The 16422-nt window shown below is 52.7% G+C and carries 20 protein-coding genes; 17 read left to right on the top strand and 3 right to left on the bottom strand.

Features of this window, described 5'->3' with window-relative positions; translation table 11 throughout:
* The first annotated feature begins 118 nt into the window (after window positions 1-118).
* Complete coding sequence (locus tag BSZ31_RS08890; protein ID WP_240605678.1) at window positions 119-346, top strand: pentapeptide repeat-containing protein; 228 nt, start codon at window positions 119-121, stop codon at window positions 344-346.
* Window positions 343-708: a pentapeptide repeat-containing protein gene (locus tag BSZ31_RS08895; protein WP_105029816.1), complete on the top strand. Its 366-nt coding sequence runs from the start codon at window positions 343-345 to the stop codon at window positions 706-708. The genes BSZ31_RS08890 and BSZ31_RS08895 overlap by 4 nt, the downstream gene beginning before the upstream one ends.
* On the opposite strand, the gene BSZ31_RS08900 is transcribed toward BSZ31_RS08895, so the two are convergent.
* From BSZ31_RS08900 to BSZ31_RS08910, 3 genes are read right to left on the bottom strand one after another with little or no spacing between them, the layout of a single operon-like run.
* Entirely contained in the window at window positions 660-1334 is a 675-nt protein-coding gene (locus BSZ31_RS08900) for a response regulator transcription factor (RefSeq protein WP_105028442.1), read from the bottom strand. The genes BSZ31_RS08895 and BSZ31_RS08900 overlap by 49 nt on opposite strands.
* Complete coding sequence (locus tag BSZ31_RS08905) at window positions 1315-1917, bottom strand: hypothetical protein (RefSeq protein ID WP_105028443.1); 603 nt, start codon at window positions 1915-1917, stop codon at window positions 1315-1317. Before BSZ31_RS08905 ends, BSZ31_RS08900 begins: the two co-directional genes overlap by 20 nt.
* Window positions 1893-2762, bottom strand: coding sequence for a HAMP domain-containing protein (locus BSZ31_RS08910; protein ID WP_146106651.1), 870 nt, complete (start codon window positions 2760-2762; stop codon window positions 1893-1895). Before BSZ31_RS08910 ends, BSZ31_RS08905 begins: the two co-directional genes overlap by 25 nt.
* Before the next feature lie 29 nt (window positions 2763-2791).
* Between BSZ31_RS08910 and BSZ31_RS08915 the strand changes: the two genes are divergently transcribed.
* The 15 genes from BSZ31_RS08915 to BSZ31_RS08985 all read left to right on the top strand — a co-directional run bounded on the left by BSZ31_RS08915 (window position 2792) and on the right by BSZ31_RS08985 (window position 16391).
* Window positions 2792-3895, top strand: a complete 1104-nt coding sequence (locus tag BSZ31_RS08915) for an alpha/beta fold hydrolase (protein ID WP_105028445.1) — start codon at window positions 2792-2794, stop codon at window positions 3893-3895.
* A 68-nt stretch (window positions 3896-3963) separates the two neighbouring features.
* The gene (locus BSZ31_RS08920; protein WP_105028446.1) at window positions 3964-4557 is read left to right on the top strand and encodes a hypothetical protein; all 594 of its coding nucleotides are present in this window, start codon (window positions 3964-3966) and stop codon (window positions 4555-4557) included.
* A 5-nt stretch (window positions 4558-4562) separates the two neighbouring features.
* Window positions 4563-5399, top strand: coding sequence for a ChaN family lipoprotein (locus tag BSZ31_RS08925; RefSeq protein WP_105028447.1), 837 nt, complete (start codon window positions 4563-4565; stop codon window positions 5397-5399).
* Between the two features lie 26 nt (window positions 5400-5425).
* Window positions 5426-6094, top strand: coding sequence for a hypothetical protein (locus BSZ31_RS08930; protein WP_146106652.1), 669 nt, complete (start codon window positions 5426-5428; stop codon window positions 6092-6094).
* Between the two features lie 60 nt (window positions 6095-6154).
* A complete protein-coding gene (locus tag BSZ31_RS08935; RefSeq protein ID WP_105028449.1) occupies window positions 6155-7021 on the top strand; it encodes a dienelactone hydrolase family protein in 867 nt (288 codons plus the stop codon).
* A gap of 144 nt (window positions 7022-7165) precedes the next feature.
* Window positions 7166-7603, top strand: a complete 438-nt coding sequence (locus BSZ31_RS08940) for a MarR family winged helix-turn-helix transcriptional regulator (protein WP_105028450.1) — start codon at window positions 7166-7168, stop codon at window positions 7601-7603.
* Window positions 7604-7731: 128 nt separating this feature from the next.
* Complete coding sequence (locus BSZ31_RS08945; protein ID WP_105028451.1) at window positions 7732-8154, top strand: organic hydroperoxide resistance protein; 423 nt, start codon at window positions 7732-7734, stop codon at window positions 8152-8154.
* An 80-nt stretch (window positions 8155-8234) separates the two neighbouring features.
* Window positions 8235-9224, top strand: a complete 990-nt coding sequence (locus tag BSZ31_RS08950) for an amidoligase family protein (RefSeq protein ID WP_105028452.1) — start codon at window positions 8235-8237, stop codon at window positions 9222-9224.
* Window positions 9176-9880, top strand: a complete 705-nt coding sequence (locus tag BSZ31_RS08955; protein ID WP_240605679.1) for a gamma-glutamyl-gamma-aminobutyrate hydrolase family protein — start codon at window positions 9176-9178, stop codon at window positions 9878-9880. The genes BSZ31_RS08950 and BSZ31_RS08955 overlap by 49 nt, the downstream gene beginning before the upstream one ends.
* Before the next feature lie 3 nt (window positions 9881-9883).
* The gene (locus BSZ31_RS08960; RefSeq protein WP_105028453.1) at window positions 9884-10315 is read left to right on the top strand and encodes a YqaA family protein; all 432 of its coding nucleotides are present in this window, start codon (window positions 9884-9886) and stop codon (window positions 10313-10315) included.
* A 32-nt stretch (window positions 10316-10347) separates the two neighbouring features.
* Window positions 10348-11058 (top strand): arsenical resistance protein ArsH, encoded by a 711-nt coding sequence (gene arsH / locus BSZ31_RS08965; protein ID WP_105028454.1) that lies wholly within the window; start codon window positions 10348-10350, stop codon window positions 11056-11058.
* 24 nt (window positions 11059-11082) lie between these two features.
* Window positions 11083-11847 (top strand): molybdate ABC transporter substrate-binding protein, encoded by a 765-nt coding sequence (gene modA, locus BSZ31_RS08970; protein ID WP_105028455.1) that lies wholly within the window; start codon window positions 11083-11085, stop codon window positions 11845-11847.
* A complete protein-coding gene (modB, locus tag BSZ31_RS08975; RefSeq protein WP_335618486.1) occupies window positions 11844-12512 on the top strand; it encodes a molybdate ABC transporter permease subunit in 669 nt (222 codons plus the stop codon). The genes modA and modB overlap by 4 nt, the downstream gene beginning before the upstream one ends.
* Window positions 12509-13672, top strand: a complete 1164-nt coding sequence (locus BSZ31_RS08980; RefSeq protein WP_105028457.1) for an ABC transporter ATP-binding protein — start codon at window positions 12509-12511, stop codon at window positions 13670-13672. Before modB ends, BSZ31_RS08980 begins: the two co-directional genes overlap by 4 nt.
* A gap of 121 nt (window positions 13673-13793) precedes the next feature.
* Window positions 13794-16391, top strand: coding sequence for a DUF6351 family protein (locus BSZ31_RS08985; protein ID WP_105028458.1), 2598 nt, complete (start codon window positions 13794-13796; stop codon window positions 16389-16391).
* Window positions 16392-16422 lie beyond the last annotated feature (31 nt).

Raw genomic sequence — 16422 nt, forward strand, 5'->3', positions numbered from 1 at the left:
TCTTCATCCTAGAAGACGTTGTTGCTTAGGATGGGTTTGCTTTGCAGGGCAATCCCATCCGTTTTTCTTTTTTGGGAATGACTCAATGAACTCAATCAAGTGTTATGGATTGACAATAATGGCGGGGCTAATGGTTGCTGTGAATGTTCAAGCCTGTGAACTACAGCCCGGAAGCCACTGTAAAAACGCCAACCTCACCGGCATGGATTTACGAAATATGGAATTGAGTGCGATCGATTTGTCGGGTGCGGACCTAAGGGGAGCGGACCTGCGGCATGCTGATTTGCGGGGGGCTAATCTTGAAGGAGCCAACCTGACTGGTGCCAATCTGACCAGGCTGATTTGAAGCGCGCCAATTTGCGCAGAGCCGATTTTACCGATGCAACATTAGATGCCGTGCAGGCTTACGCGGCTTTTGGTCAAGTAGCAAACTTCACACGCACGAGTCTGATAGCGGCTGATTTTTCGTTTGCCAGGGTTAATCGGGCCAACTTTACCGGTGCTAACGCACAGATGGCCAGTTTCGAGAAAGCCTGGATGGAGAAATGCAGCCTGGTGGATTCCAACTTCAACAATGCCAATTTGCAGGAAGCCAAAATGAATATGGTTGACTTTGATGGCAGCACAATAACAGGGGCCCGAATTCATTACGCCACGTTTCAGGATGCCAATTTTGAGGGTTGTACTGGCTGCCCCGTGGGTTGGTAAACTTCAATCAACTGGAGGCTCACTGCAAGGTGAGTCATCGCTGCTGTGGTGTCTACATTCAACTTCTGTTTGATAATAGAAAGGTTGTTGGCGACTGTTTTTGCACTGAGATTCAATAGTTTGCCGATTTGTCTGGATGAATATCCCTTTGCAATCATCAGAAAAATTTCATTCTCACGACCTGATAGTGTGGCGAGTGCGTTGCTTCCTGTGTGTTTTGAGCAAACAAGTCCGGTGGCCAGACGATGCTCAACATAGAATTCGCCCTCCGAAATTGTCCGAATCGCCCGGGCAAACTCTTCAGGTTCAGCTGATTTGCTGACGAAAGCGCATGCACCAAGTTTCATGGCACGACTCACCAGGCCAAGCTCATCGTGCATGCTGAAAAACATTACACGAGTCGCCGGTTGTCTGCGCAAAATTTTTGTTGCCAGATCCAGACCGGAGATGTCGGGGAGATTGACGTCAAGTACGACCAGTTCGTGTCGTATTTCTGTCCATTTGAGCCAAGCTGATTGGGCGTTGTCCGCATGATCGATTTGCGCCAAGCCATTGCAAATCTGATTAATGATTTGTGAGTAGCTTTGACGAATTAGTGGATGATCATCAACAATCAAGTAATTCATTCGAGTGTGCTCTCTGGTGTGTTTTGTGCAAATGCACGGTCACGCCCGTGCTGTGTTTTTGTATACGAAGACGTGCTCCAAGTTCTTTTGCCCTCACTTGCATAGAGCGAAGACCATAACCGGATTTCAACTCTTTTGATGAGACACCGTTGTCTTCAATTTTCAAATCGAGGTAGTCCCGAGTGTTGACCAAGCTCACGGTGGCTTTATTTGCATTCGAGTGTTTGTAAATGTTGTGAAGGGACTCTTGGACAATCCGGATGATGTGTACTACTTCTTGTGCGACCAAGGTTATCGCTGGTGACACTTCACACGAGGCTTCAAGTTCACATTCAATGTAAGTGACTTGCATCCATTTCATGCAAATCTGGTTCAAGGCCTCATTCAGGTTGACTGTTTGTAGATCCATTGGATCTAACTCGGTGATCAGATTCCGGATCACGCGGTGGGCCTCTTCCAGTTCGTCGGATACTGATTTCAGGGTCTCTAGACCAGAGGCTGACATCTCAGACTGAGTTTGAATGTTTAGTAAATAGACTCGGGCACGAAGACCTGCGATTATCTGTCCCAGATTGTCGTGCAGTTCACTGCCAAGCGTCTGCGTTCCTGTTCTTGAGAGTTAATCAGTGAAATCGACAAAGACTTATTGTCTTCTCTGGCTTGCTTGAGTGTCAGTGTGGTGGCATTGAATTGACGGGCTATAGCCTGAAGTTCCACAATCGGGCTGGTTTCAGGCAGCTTTGTTTCAAGGTGGCCATCGCGCATTTCTGTCATGGCGCGACTAAACTGACGCATTCGTTTAAGAACGTCATTGAGCCCAAACTGAATTAACGCGATGCACAAAAGTGCGGAGACAAGAAATACAAAAAATGTCGAAGTCAGACTTTCCCAGACTTCATCGAGCTCATCCTCCGGTGTGGCGTACACAGTCCACATCTGAACCGGGTCGAGGTGAATTGAATACTTTTGCCAATCACTGCCAACATCACCCAAAGTCCAGTTAGCCAGCCAGGAAGGCATGCTCACATTGAGGCTTTGATTCACCAAGTGCGGTGGCTGCGTTGAAATCCGGATGTGTCTGAACTGCAGATTTTTCGCCTCTTGCGCACCGATTCGGTCATATTCAATCAGCAGTGCCAGGCTTTTCGCGACATGCGTTGCGGATTCCAGTTCTTCTCGGATGTCATCCCTCGCTTGTATCACAATAAGACTGGCAGACAAAGCGAAGCCAATTGAGAAGGTCAGGGGAACCCATATCAATGATCGTAGTGAGAATTTCATGCAAATATCTTCGAATAAGCCGTGCGCTGACGCCAGGGAATATTTCCCGTTTTCTTGGACTCTGCTTGCCCACACAATGAGCTCGGCGGGATTTTTTAGAGACAGCACCCCAATCAATTCATTGGCGGCGCTGTTAGAATCTGACACACATAATTTTCACAATCAGGTTTGCCGCCATGTCCACTGCACTCAGCCTTCGTCGAATCAGCCGCATGTCCAGCAACGGCTGGGATCGTTTGTTCAAATCAGAATCCATGGTTCGCGCTGGTTTGCAGCCGTTTGAAATCGTTCATCAAAGCGGTATTCACAGCGTTCGCCATTACCTGCCCTTGACTGAAGAAAGCATCACCGTGGGTGACGACACGCTGCCAGTGAGCAAAAAGCGCAACGCAATTCCGCTCGTGCTGATCGCACCCCTGGCCGTGAACATGTATGTGTATGATTTGCTGCCTGAGCGCAGTTTTGTTCGCTACCTGATGGCGCAGGGATTTGATGTGTACCTGATCGATTGGGGCAAGCCCACGCGCAAACAGGCTGGTTTAACTCTTGAGAATTACATCAAGGAATTTCTGCCCGCGTGCCTGAATGCCGTGCGTGAACACAGCGGTTCCAAAAAGCTCAATCTGCAGGGTTGGAGCATGGGCGGTGGCATGGCCTTGGCTTACACCGCTTTATTTAAAGACGAAAACATCAACAAAGTGGTCACCTATGGAACGCCCATCGATGGCCACGCCAATGGCGCCATCGGTCAGCAATACAAGCGCCTGGCACACTTGTTGAAGTCTGCGCGAATCAATTTCAGAAAGGTACCCGCCAAACTGTTGTACACACCGGGCTGGGCCAACGTGATCGGCTTTAAATTGCTCGATCCAGTGGGTAGCCTGAAAGGTTACTGGAACCTGATTTCACAGTTGCATGACCGTGAGTTCGTGGCCCAGCATGCCAACCAAGCTGCATTTATTGACAGCCTGGAGGCCTATCCTGGTGGTGCATTGCGCGACTGGTTCGCCAGCATTTGGCTTGAAAATGAAACAGCGCACGGCCACTTCAAAGTGGGCAAGGCCGTGGCCAACTTCAAAGACATCACTTGCCCGGTGTTGGGCATTGCAGGCAAATCGGACAACCTGGCCAACGTAGCCTGCTGCAAGCCGATTACCAAGGTTGTTGGTTCGGCGAACTCCGAATTCTTCATCGGCCCGGGCGGCCATATCGGCATCATGAGCGGCAAGGAATCGCCCAATACCATCTGGGCGAAAACCGTGAGCTGGCTAAATAGCTAACTTCGTGCAGCCACCCTTGCTTTTGGTTATAGTGAACTCACTCAGCACCAAAAGCAGTAGGAGGTGGCATGCTGAAATTCAGACGAAAAATTCTTCAGGCCGGCGCGGGCCTTGTGCTTGCAGACCCCATGTTTAGTCAACGCCGTGCCTTGGCGCAAACTCCCGAGTGCGTGGACAACCCCACACCCCGTCAAATTGAGGGGCCTTATTACACGCCTCAAACTCCCAGGCGCAGCAATTTAATCGACGGTTTGCCCGGAGAAATTCTGGTGCTCGAGGGCAGGGTATTGTCCACCGCCTGCCAACCCGTTGCCGGTGCAATAGTGGATTTGTGGAGTTGCGATGCTCAAGGTGTTTACGACAACACGGGTTTCAAGTTGCGTGGGCATCAAATCACCAATGCGCAAGGCTGGTACCGGTTTGAAACACTCATGCCCGGCGCTTACGGCAATTCAAGTTTCAGGCGAACCCCCCATTTGCATGTCAAAATTCAGCCTCCGGCAAGTTCATTGCTGACCACACAATTGTATTTTCCAGATCAACCCCTGAACCAACGCGATGGTTTCTTCAATCCAGCCTTGTTGGTGAAGATTGAACAAAAGGCGAAACAGCCCAAGCGGGCCTTGTTTGATTTTGTAGTGCCTGTGCAGGCCAGGGGATAACTTCTATGGCAGTCTTGACACGAAGTCTGTTTGCCTTGTCGGCAGTGTGGGTGACCACTGCCTGCTCCATGCAGCACACCGCAGAATCTGCCATGCGTTCAGCGCCCACTGTGTGGCTCATGGGTGAGGTTCATGACAACCCCCAAGCCCACCAGGCGCGGTATGAAATCATTGCTGACAAGGTCAAGCAAGGTTGGCGACCTGCCATTGTGATGGAACAGTTTGACCGCGAACACCAAGGCCTGCTGCGTACGGCGCAAGATGAATGCAAAACAGCAGCTTGCATCACTTCCAAACCATGGGCGGAAAAGTGGCAGTGGGAACTCCACGAGCCAATCATTCAGCTGGCGCTTGATTACCAATTGCCTTTGTTGGCGGCCAATGTGTCGCGCGAGGACGCAAACCGCATTGTAAAGGGCGGCTACAGCGCGGCATTGGACCCTGACACGGTTGCCCACTATGAATTAAACAAACCTTTGCCACCGGCACTGGCCGAACAGCACCGGCAAAACATTGTGGAGGGGCATTGCAATATGCTGCCACCCCAGGTGGCCGAGAAGATGATTGCGGCGCAAGTGGCCCGAGATGTCTGGATGGCCAAGGTCATCGAGCAGCAAGCTGAACAGCGCGATGTGGTTTTGATTGCCGGCAACGGCCATGTTCAAAAAGATGTCGGCGTGGTGCAATGGTTGCCCGTTACGCTACAAGAAACAACAACCGTGTATGGTTTCATTGAGAATTCGCAAGCGGGTGGCTCTAAGCAATTCGATGTACTGGCGCAGGTGCCGGCGCATCCCCGTGAAGACCCTTGCGAGGCATTCAAAGCCATGATGAAAAAATAAACCACACAGGCAGAGGGGACAAACAGGTGGGTAGTTCATTGCATTGGCGGTGCGCTGGCGCGCTCCTGCTCGGCGCAGCGGCGTTTTATTCTCAACCATTGAAGGCCAATGGCTTTGAGGATTTTGACGACGCAGAGTTGATTGACCACATTGCAGGCAGCGTGGCCCGTGGATACGGACGCATGTATGGCTATGGCGTCGATTTCAAATTGATCGGAAAAGAAACGCCTCACCAGTCACCTTTGCTGGTTCAGTACAACGCCCCGCTTAAGCGCTGTACGTTTTTTATCAGCACTCGTGACAAAACATGGCACAGCTTTGAGCAATATCTCGAGTTTTTCGAAGGGCTGCCCAAGCAGGTGGTGTACGAGGCTTTTTTCGCGCATGAATCAGGCCATTGCGTTCAAATGCGGGAGCAAATTGATTTTGGACCTGTTCGGCGTCGTCACCGTGAGGAATTGTATGCCGACGTCTTTGCCCTGTCGCATGTCGAGCGTTATTACCCCAAGCATCGTAAGGCATTTCAAGAAGCGCAGTTAAAAATGCGTCGCGCAGCGCTGGGCATTCAAAACGAATACGACTTTTACAAAGAATTACTGAGATTGCATTACAGCCCTGGTCTTCAATCGGCATTGAAAGTGAAAAATCCGCAGGAAAGAGCGTACTCAATAGCCAAGGCAGTCGATCTCTTGTGATAGTTTGTTATCGTGATAAGCAATCAAGCTTAATCCCAAGGAAGCACAGGAGTAGTTAGCATGGATCAAATGAAATTTGGCTTGGCAGAGAAAATCAGGGAAACAACAGTCAATCGAAGGGGCTTTTTGCTCACGTCGCTCGCAGGCGGCTTTGCCGTGGCCTCTGAGCCTCTGTTCGCCCAAGCGATCAAAACAGACACGCAGGGCATCACTGCCGGTGAAGTGAAAGTACCGGTCAAAGACGGGCAAATTCCAGCTTACCGGGCCATGCCAGCCAAAGGTGGAAATTTCCCTGTCATCCTTGTGATTCAGGAAATTTTCGGTGTTCACGAATACATTCAGGACATTTGCAGACGCTTGGCCAAGCAAGGCTACTATGCGATTGCCCCGGCGCTGTTCAGCCGCGAAGCGGATGTTTCCAACATGAGTCTCGATGCAATCTTGAAGGAAGTGGTGCCAGTGGTGCCCGATGCACAAGTGATGACCGATATTGATTCCACCGTGGCTTTTGCCAAGGCCAGCGGCAAGGTCAATACCGCCCGTTTGGGTATTGTTGGCTACTGCTGGGGAGGCCGCACGGTATGGCTTTACGCGAACCACAATCCGGCCGTGAAAGCGGGTGTGTCTTACTACGGTTTGTTGGCAGGTCTAAAAGGACCGAACAAACCCGCTGACCCGGTGGATGTGGCCGCAAGCCTGAAGGTGCCCGTGCTGGGTCTGTATGCGGGCGAGGATAGTTTCGTGCCCGATGAGGTGGTGGACAAGATGCGTAATGAGCTGGGCAAAGGCAACAGTGCCTCTGAAATCGTGGTATTCCCAGCGGTCAACCATGGTTTTCATGCAGATTACCGCCCCACTTACGACCGACGGGCCGCCACGTATGCCTGGAAGCTGACTTTGGACTGGTTTAAGGAACGAGGCGTGTAATTCGGGGTTCAGACGGGTGCGGTTTGAGGTGAATTGTCTGCATTCATGCAAGATTGTCTTGGATTGACTTAGACAAGGATGACTCAAACCGCTCAAGCGTTTACACTTGATACACCCCAATCGTTTGGTTAAAACTCCAACAACATGAAAACCGAGAATCCTTTAGCGCTAGACAATCAGCTTTGTTTCTCTTTGTATGCCACTTCCCTGGCAATCACCCAGGTTTACAAGCCCCTGTTGCAACCTTTGGGCTTAACCTTTCCGCAGTATCTGGTGATGATGATCCTGTGGAAAGAGGACGGTGTCAGCCTCATCAATGTGGCCCGTCAGCTGGGCCAACAGCCAGGCGCACTGACGCCAGTGATCAAACGCATGGCTGAACAAGGCCTGTTGACCCGCAATCGAAGTACCGATGATGAAAGGCAACTGCAAATTTACCTCACTGAAGAAGGCAAGCGGATTCGGGAAAAAGCGCTGGACGTTTACGCGTGTGTGGTTGAACAATGTGGCATGACACCCATGGACATTCATCGATTGAAATGCGAATTGGATGCCTTGCGTGAACGACTGCTAAAAGCCTGATCGCTTGTTCGTAATTGGTTATTGCGATAACATTTGCCGATCACTGGCAAATTTTATTGAATTGTTCTTGTAAATAGTTACTGCGATAACTATTTGCTGCTTCATCCACCTAATCAAAGGAGAAAACAATGCAAGTCGTGTATTCAACCAAAGCCACATCCACCGGCGGCCGTGAAGGCGGCTCAGCCACCGACGACGGGCGCTTGAAAGTGCAACTCAGCACGCCCAAGGAGTTGGGTGGTGCCGGCGGCCCAGGTACCAACCCTGAGCAATTGTTTGCAGCAGGCTACTCGGCCTGTTTTATCGGCGCAATCAAATTTGTGGCTGGACAGGAAAAAATCAGCTTGCCTTCCGAGCCTGAAATTACCGCCACAGTGGGGATCGGTGGCAACCCGAAAGGTGTGGGTTTTGCAATCACTGTGGACATGAGTATCAAGCTGGACGGCATGGACAAAGCCGCCGCCAATGCGCTGGTGGAGAAGGCGCATCAGGTGTGCCCTTACTCCAACGCAACCCGTAACAATGTGGATGTAAAGTTGACTGTGGTGTAAGCGCTCACAGGCTGTTAACCGTTTGAAAAGCGGTGGGCTTGAAAAAGCCCGCCGCTTTTGTTTTTTGTAGGGAAAATTGAATGGTCAAGCACTATGCCAAACCTGCATGGATGAACAATGCCGAGGGGCAAGTACGCTGTGCAGGTTTCGAATTGGAATTTGCCGGGCTTGACTTGCAAACCGCGGCCAATGCAGTCGCAAAGGCTATAAACGGCGAGGTGATCAAAGATACTCAGGCCGAATGCAAAGTGAAGCCCCCACAATTTGGCGATTTCAAGATCGAACTGGACTGGAGCTTTGCCAAAAACATGGCGCGCAAGCGGCTCGAAGAGCAGGGGGCCAGCGAGGATGCCGTGCTGGAATTGATGGCCGACTTGGCGCGTCAGATCGTGCCTCTCGAGGTTGTTTGCCCACCTGTTCCAGTTGATCAACTCGGCATACTTGACGACATGGTGAGCGCCTTGCAACAGGCTGGTGCGCTGGGTACGTCCGATTCACTGCTTTACGCATTTGGCGTGCACATCAATACCGAATTACCTGCGCTGGATTCGAAAACACTGGTGCCCTATTTGCAGGCCTATTGCGTGTCGCAGTACTGGTTGATGAAGGCACATGACGTGGACACACTGCGTCGCTTAACGCCTTACATCGACACCTATCCCAAAAAGTACATCCATGAGGTGATGACCTACACGGCCGATACACCCTTGGAACAAATCATGGACGATTACCTGGAATACAACCCCACGCGGAACCGGGGCATGGATTTGCTGCCTTTGTTCAAACAGATTGATGAAGCGAGGGTGCTGGCTGCGGTGCAGGATGAACGCGTCAACGCCCGACCTACATTCCATTACCGCTTGCCCAACTGCGAGATTGAAAAGCAGGGTTGGGGCTTGGCCGACAGCTGGAATATTTGGTGCGTGGTGGAACACTTGGCTGCGGACCCGGTCACATTAAGGTCCATGTGTGAACAATGGACTGATTACAACGAAAACCTGATCAACTTGAAGGAAGAGCCTTGGCACCAGCAACTGGCGACCATTCACGAAAACCTGTTGTCGGTGTGACCGGCAATGCCAAATGGTGGTCGCCCTCGTGGTTCAGTATCCGGTTTGCCGTGTGGCTGGCCGGCGGCACAGCCCGGCGCATCAGCGTGAGGCACCCGTGGCCGATTTCAAAAATTGATGCCTTGATTGTGAGTGGTGGTGACGACATTCACCCCTCCCTGTATGGCGAAGAGGAAGCGCCCAAAGCGCATTACGACCCTGATCGCGATGCCCTGGAGCAGGCGCATATCGCCTGGGCTTTAAAGCACCAGTTGCCCATGCTGGGAATTTGCCGCGGCACCCAGTTGATCAATGTTAGCTTGGGTGGCAGTTTGCACATCGACATTCGCGCAAAGCGTAAATTAACGTCGAACAGGGGCACGGTGTTGCCGCGTAAAACCGCCGCCTTGCGGGCCAGCAGTTGCTTGGCCTCGGTAACCCGTGCCAGCAGGTTGCGAATAAACAGCCTTCATCATCAGGCCATTGACCAACTCGGTGAGGGTATTCGAATCGTGGCTCGAGATCTGGATGGATTCGTGCAGGCCATTGAACCCGCAGAGCACTGTCACTGGTTGGGTGTGCAATGGCATCCGGAATATTTGTTGTACCGCCCGCAGCATCGGCGCCTGTTCAAATGGCTTGTGCAACTATGCAAGCAAGCTTCCCTCCGCGTGTAACCCATGTCGTATCTTTTGCTGTTTGCCTCTGCTTTTTTGGCGGCCACCATTTTGCCCTTTTATTCCGAAGTGGTTTTGTTTGCCATGATTCGCGCGGGTGAACCCGCTGGTTTGTTGCTGGCCGTGGCCGCAGTGGGCAATACCCTGGGTTCGGTGGTGAACTGGGTGCTGGGGCGTTACCTTTTGCACTTCCAGCACAAAAAATGGTTTTACTTCAAGCCTGAGCAAATCGAGAAAATGCAGGCCTGGTTTCAGCGCTACGGGGTTTGGAGTTTATTGTTGGCCTGGATGCCCGTTGGAGGTGACCCGTTGACGCTGGTCGCCGGTATTATGCGAGTGAACCTGTGGCTGTTTATTGTGCTCGTCGGTATTGGAAAAACATTGCGTTATGTGGCGGTGATTTATTTTTCTGAAATGTCGGTGGCCTGGTTTTAATCAAATTCAAACAAGAAGGAAATGGTGTTGTCATGAACCCGAGTGATTTGCCCAACCTGGATGCCAACTGTTTCAAGCAGCCTTATCGTGACCTGCTGGGCGACAGCTTGTTGCACCCGCCACGGATTCTGATTTTGTATGGCTCGCTGCGTGCGCGTTCATTCAGCCGTTTGGCAGCCGAGGAAGCTGGGCGCTTGCTAACCTTGATGGGGGCAGAGGTTCGGTTTTTTAACCCGGAAGGTTTGCCTTTGGTGGATGAGGCGAATGAGCAACACCCCAAAGTGCAAGAACTTCGTGAGTTGGCAGATTGGTCGGAGGGCCAGGTGTGGAGCTCGCCCGAGCGCCACGGTGCCATGACAGGCGTGATGAAAACACAAATCGACTGGTTGCCCCTGACCGGTGGCGCCAAGCGGCCCACTCAGGGCAAAACCCTGGCTGTGATGCAGGTGTGCGGTGGTTCGCAATCGTTTAATGTGGTGAACCAGTTGCGTGTGTTGGGCCGATGGATGCGCATGATCACCATTCCCAACCAATCTTCAATTGCCAAAGCATTCATGGAGTTTGATGAGAACAACCGCATGAAGCCCTCGCCGTATTACAACCGCTTGGTGGATGTGATGGAAGAGCTCATGAAATTCACCTTGCTGACGCGCGGGCATGCGCAATACCTGGTTGATCGCTATTCCGAGCGTGTAGAGTCTGCGGAGGAGTTGTCCAAACGCGTGAACCAGCGCAGCATTTAATTTTGAATAGGTAGGCGAAACACTGTGTTGAAAACATTGGCCTGTTTTGTTTTGCTGATCAGCCTGGGCGCAGCCCATGCAGGCAGCGCTACCGTTGCCGCTGCAGCCACTTTGCGCTACGCGCTGGACGAAATTTCCCCCCAATTTACCAAAGCCACCGGGCACAGCTTGAAGGTGGCGTATGGTTCGTCGGGCAACTTTTATAGCCAGATTAAACAGGGCGCGCCGTTTGATGTGTTTTTGTCTGCCGACATGGTTTTTCCCCAAAAGCTGGTGGATGAAAAACTGGCTGCATCGCCGGTATTGCCCTATTCTGAGGGGCGTTTGGTGTTGTTGCTGCCGCGTAAAACCCGCCTGAAACCCGATGGCTCTTTGGCAGACCTGGCCGCTGCGCTGAAGGACGGTCGCTTGAGCAAGCTGGCCATTGCCAACCCCACTGTGGCACCTTATGGCATGCGTGCGCAAGAAGCGCTGATGCATGCTGATTTGTGGGCAAAGGTAAAGCCACGCTTGGTGATGGGTGAAAACATAGGGCAGGCTACGCAGTTCGTGGTATCAGGTGCAGCACAGGCCGGGCTGGTGGCGTTGTCGCTAGCCCTTGCACCCGAGTTGGCCGTACGCACCCAATATGCCCTTGTGCCCCGTGAATGGCATCAACCCTTGGTGCAGGGCATGGTATTGATTCGCCCCGATAACCCGGCTGCAAAGGCATTTGCGGATTTCATGAACACGGCACCTGCTCGCGCGGTGCTCAAGAAATACGGCTATGACGAGGTACTTGGGCGATGATGGATTGGTCTGCGTTTTCGCTGTCCATTCAATTGGCCCTTAGCACTTTGCTGGTGTTGTTGCCCGTGGGTTTGTGGATGGGGCGCTGGTTGGCTCGCACAGCGTTCAAAGGGCGCACATGGATTGAGGCTGCAATTTTGCTGCCTCTGGTGCTGCCACCCACGGTGATGGGTTACTACCTGTTGGTGGTGGTGGGGGGTGGTTCGCCTGTGGGGCAGTGGCTTCAAAACACCTGGGGAATTTCGCTCACTTTCAATTTTGCTGGTCTGTTGCTCGCTTCCGTGTTGTTCAATATTCCTTTCATGCTGCAACCCATTCAGCGCGCATTCGAATCCATTCCCCACAACTTGAACGAGGCTGCACAGGTGAGTGGTTTAAGCACCTGGGCCATTTTCACCAAGGTGGAATTGCCTTTGGCCTGGCCCGGTATTTTGTCAGCTATGGTGCTGACCTTTGTACATACCTTGGGCGAGTTTGGTGTGGTGCTGATGATAGGCGGCAGCATTCCTGGCGAAACCCGAACCTTGGCCATTTCAATTTACGACAGCGTGCAAAGTTTTGACTTGAATGCAGCCAACACCATGTCGCTGGCCCTGTTGATGTTCTCGCTGGTGGCGGTGGCCACTTCGCTGTTGTTGTCTGGCCGAAAAAGGCGCAAGCCATGAGCGTCACTACGAACAGGCCAAGTGAATTGCTGGTCGACATCGAGCAGCAAAAACCCATGCCCCTGCGCGCAAATTTTTCTTGCGAGGCCGGGCAATTGCTCGCCTTGGTGGGGCCATCGGGGGCGGGCAAATCGTCCATATTGCGTGTACTGGCGGGCTTGATGAAACCAGCGAGTGGTCGCATCGAAGTGGGCGGGCAGGTGTGGCTCGACACGCAGAAGGGTGTTTTCCAAACACCCCAGCAGCGTCGGGTAGGTTTGGTCTTTCAAAATTACGCCCTGATGCCTCACCTAAGCGCTGCTGCCAACGTGGCGCTGGCCTTGCAACACTTGCCCAAGGGTGAACAAATTATTGAAGCGGTGCAGTGGCTCAAGCGCGTGCGCCTGACTTCCGATGAAGCCATGCGCAAACCGGCACAATTGTCGGGCGGGCAACAGCAACGCGTCGCGCTGGCCCGCGCCCTGGCGCGTCAGCCCCAGTTGTTGTTGCTGGATGAGCCTTTTTCTGCGGTGGATCAAATGAACCGTGAAGGCTTGTACCGTTTGTTGGCCGAACTGCGGGCCGACCTGAATATCCCGATTGTGCTGGTCACCCACGACTTGAATGAAGCCCGTATGCTGTGCGACAAACTGGTGGTGCTGGACCAAGGTCAGGTGCTACAGGAGGGCCCAGCCTTTGATGTGCACCGAAGACCCCGCAATTCCAGGGTGGCTGACCTGGTGGGCATTCAAAACCGGTTTCACGGGGCATGGCTTGGGCCTGGCCAGGAAGCCGGCGTGGGGCATTTGCAATGGACCCGTGCGCTGGATACCCAGCAGGCAACTCTTTCCAACAGCTATCAGCTTCGGGTGAAAGACAAAGGCAAGATTCCGCCTGGTTTCCCGGTGAACTGGGTGGTGCATGCCGACGGCCTGGCCTTGAAGCCGGCAGCATACAATTTGCAGCGAGAGGGTTTTGTGGTGTTGCCTGTGCATGTTCAAGCGCACCGTGACCTGGGTGAACTCAGCTTGATCGATTTGGCCTTGGATGTGGCGCCGTTCGAGACGCTGAAGATGGCTGTGTCGGGGGCGCAGCGTTTGGGCCTGAAAAAGGGCGAGCCCTGTGTGGTGGAAATGGATTTGGGATTAATCCACATCATGCCGAAAAAACACCGACAGTAATAAACTGCAACTGTGATTAGGTAAAGTACGAAACAAAGTAAGTAACTGATTTACAAGGTGAATCTGAAAGTGTTGGCTTGAAGTATGAAGGTTTGGAGACAATTCAAACTTACAATACATAATGAGCAAAACACTTCAGTCCGCGCTGGCGCTCAGCACGCTTGCGCTTCTTGCCGGTTGCCTGGGTGGCAACGATTCCAGCATTCTGGCTGGGGGTGATGGCCCCACGGTCACCAACCCCAACGAAGAGACGCCGGTCGAACTGGAGCCGGGGGATGGCATTCGCGTTTTGTCCAATCGTGCCGACTTGATCAGCGACGGCAATGCCTTGGTTGAAATTACGGCCGAAGACCCTGCCAATTTGCAGAATGTCAAAGTGATGCTGGGCTCCGTGGATGTAAGCGACCAGTTTGCGCTGCGCGAAAATGGCCGTTACATGGGTCGCATTCAGGGCTTGGCCTTGGGTGAAAACCGCATCATGGCAGTGTTGAAAAACACAGGCCGAATTGTGACCACCATCACCAATCACCCCAACGGTGGGCCGGTGTTCTCCGGGCCGCAAGTGCAACCGTGGACCTGCACCAACGAGGGTGCAATGGACGCCCAGTGCAATCAGCCTGCTGTATTCAGTTTTTCATATCTGCCTGCCAACAAGCTGCAACACGTACTGACCAATTCCAATATTCAGGAACAGGAATTTGCACCCACTTTCCTGCCATACGATCCGGAAAACCCACCGCCCGCCAGTGAAATTGCGATGACCACAACCGACAACGGTGTGACTGTACCCTTTATTGTTCGCACTGAACGGGGTGTGCAAAACCGCGATCGTTATCAAATCCGCACACTGTTCAACCCGGCCGAGGATTGGCAACCGTGGAAGCCTCAGCCGCAGTGGAATGGCAAAGTACTGATTCACCATGGTGGCAATGTGGGCGTAACTTATGGCCCAGGCAACCCGCCCAATGGTGACATTTCGGGTACAGCGCCAGACGGTGCGGAGTTTTTGCTGGGTGACAGCATTACAGTGGCTTTGGGGCGCGGCTTTATTGCCACCTCAACTGCCCTGGCCAATTTGGGTCACAACGTGAATCTGGTGACTGCCGCTGAATCGCTGATGATGGTGAAGGAACGGATTGTTGAGCAATATGGCGAAATCCGCTACACCATGGGCACAGGCTGCTCGGGTGGTGCGATTGCCCAGCAACACATTGCCAATGCCTACCCTGGTATTTATCAGGGCATCATCGTGCAGTGTTCATACCCCGATGTCTGGACCACAGCCACTCAGTTTGCGGACTACAACCTGTTGAACTCCTATTTCGGCAATCGCTACCCAGGGGTGAATGAAGCAGACAATTCCCGCCAGTTTCCGCAATTTGCTCCCAACTTCCTGCCTTACGTGCAGTGGAGTGCCGTGTATGGGCATTTGCCAATCAACCCAGTGCTGTCGGACAACGCATTTTTTCCAAAAGCCTACCCATATGCCCAGAATTGTCGTGGCTTGAATGGCGCGGCCACGCCCTACGATCCAGTCAACAATCCGGGCGGTTTGCGTTGTGGTTTGATCGATTACATGAGCACCCAGTTTGGCTTCAGAACACCCGATGTGTGGAGTGCCAACGAAAAGAAAATCGGACGTGGATTTGGTGGTATTCCCTTGGACAACGTGGGTGTTCAATACGGTTTGGGTGCCTTGAAGCAAGGCACCATCACAGCCGATCAGTTTCTGGACTTGAACCGCAATATTGGCGGTTTTGATGTGGACATTCAACGCGTGGCCAACCGCACCGTGGCGGACCCATTGGCTTTGGCCAATTCCTATAGAACAGGCGCGGTGAACACGGCCGAGCACCTCAGCAATATCCCGATTATCGACTTGCGGGGCCCCGATCCCGGCATCGCACACGATGCTTTCCACAGTTGGCAAATGCGCGCCCGTTTGAATGCCACACAGGGGCACTTTGACAACCATGTCATCTGGTTCGGGCAATTGGTGTTGGCCGGTGACTCCACCTACAGCACCGAGGCCTTGCTGGTGATGGATCGTTGGTTGAGCCAGATTGAGGCTGATGACAGCAACAAGCCACTGCGCGAAAAAGTAGTGGCCAACAAACCGCGCGCAGCCCGCGACAAATGCTTGTCAGCGCAAAGCATTTATGCAGATGACGGGCCTTTTGTTCCGCTCAGTGGCAACCTGTTTTATCCAGACCCTGTGTTGCCCATGGCCAATTCAAGCAGTATTCCGAAGCCACCTCCCGAGGCGGGTCAAATTTTTGATCAGCTCAGCAATCAGGTGTGTGGTTTAGACTTTTCGGCTTTTGACCCCACGGGCATGTCGGGCCAACTCACCGGCCCCATTGCAGAGCTGCAACATGTCTTGGTGCAAACCCGGTTTGGCACACCGCGCACAGTGGCGGGTGACGATATTCGCACCCTCACCAACAAATGCGTATTGAAGCCAGTGGATGCAGCCGACTATGCGGGGGTAATGTCCATCACCGACCCCGCAGCCTTTGTGGCCCAGGTGAAGGAAATTTTCCCACAAGGCGTGTGCGACTATACCAAGCCGGGAGTAGGTACACAGCCCACACAAACCTGGTTGCGTTATGGCACTGCCACCGAGAAGTTGATCGGAGGAACACCCTTGCCAGTAAAGCCCGCCAATTCAAGGCAGGGTTGGTCAGCACCTGCTTTTAGAAATGTTAATTCACAGTAATTAATTATTTATCAATTGAGCGAACAGAGGG

Origin of the sequence: Limnobacter sp. SAORIC-690 (genome assembly GCF_002954425.1) — a bacterium.
Classification (GTDB): Bacteria; Pseudomonadota; Gammaproteobacteria; order Burkholderiales; family Burkholderiaceae_B; genus Limnobacter; species Limnobacter profundi.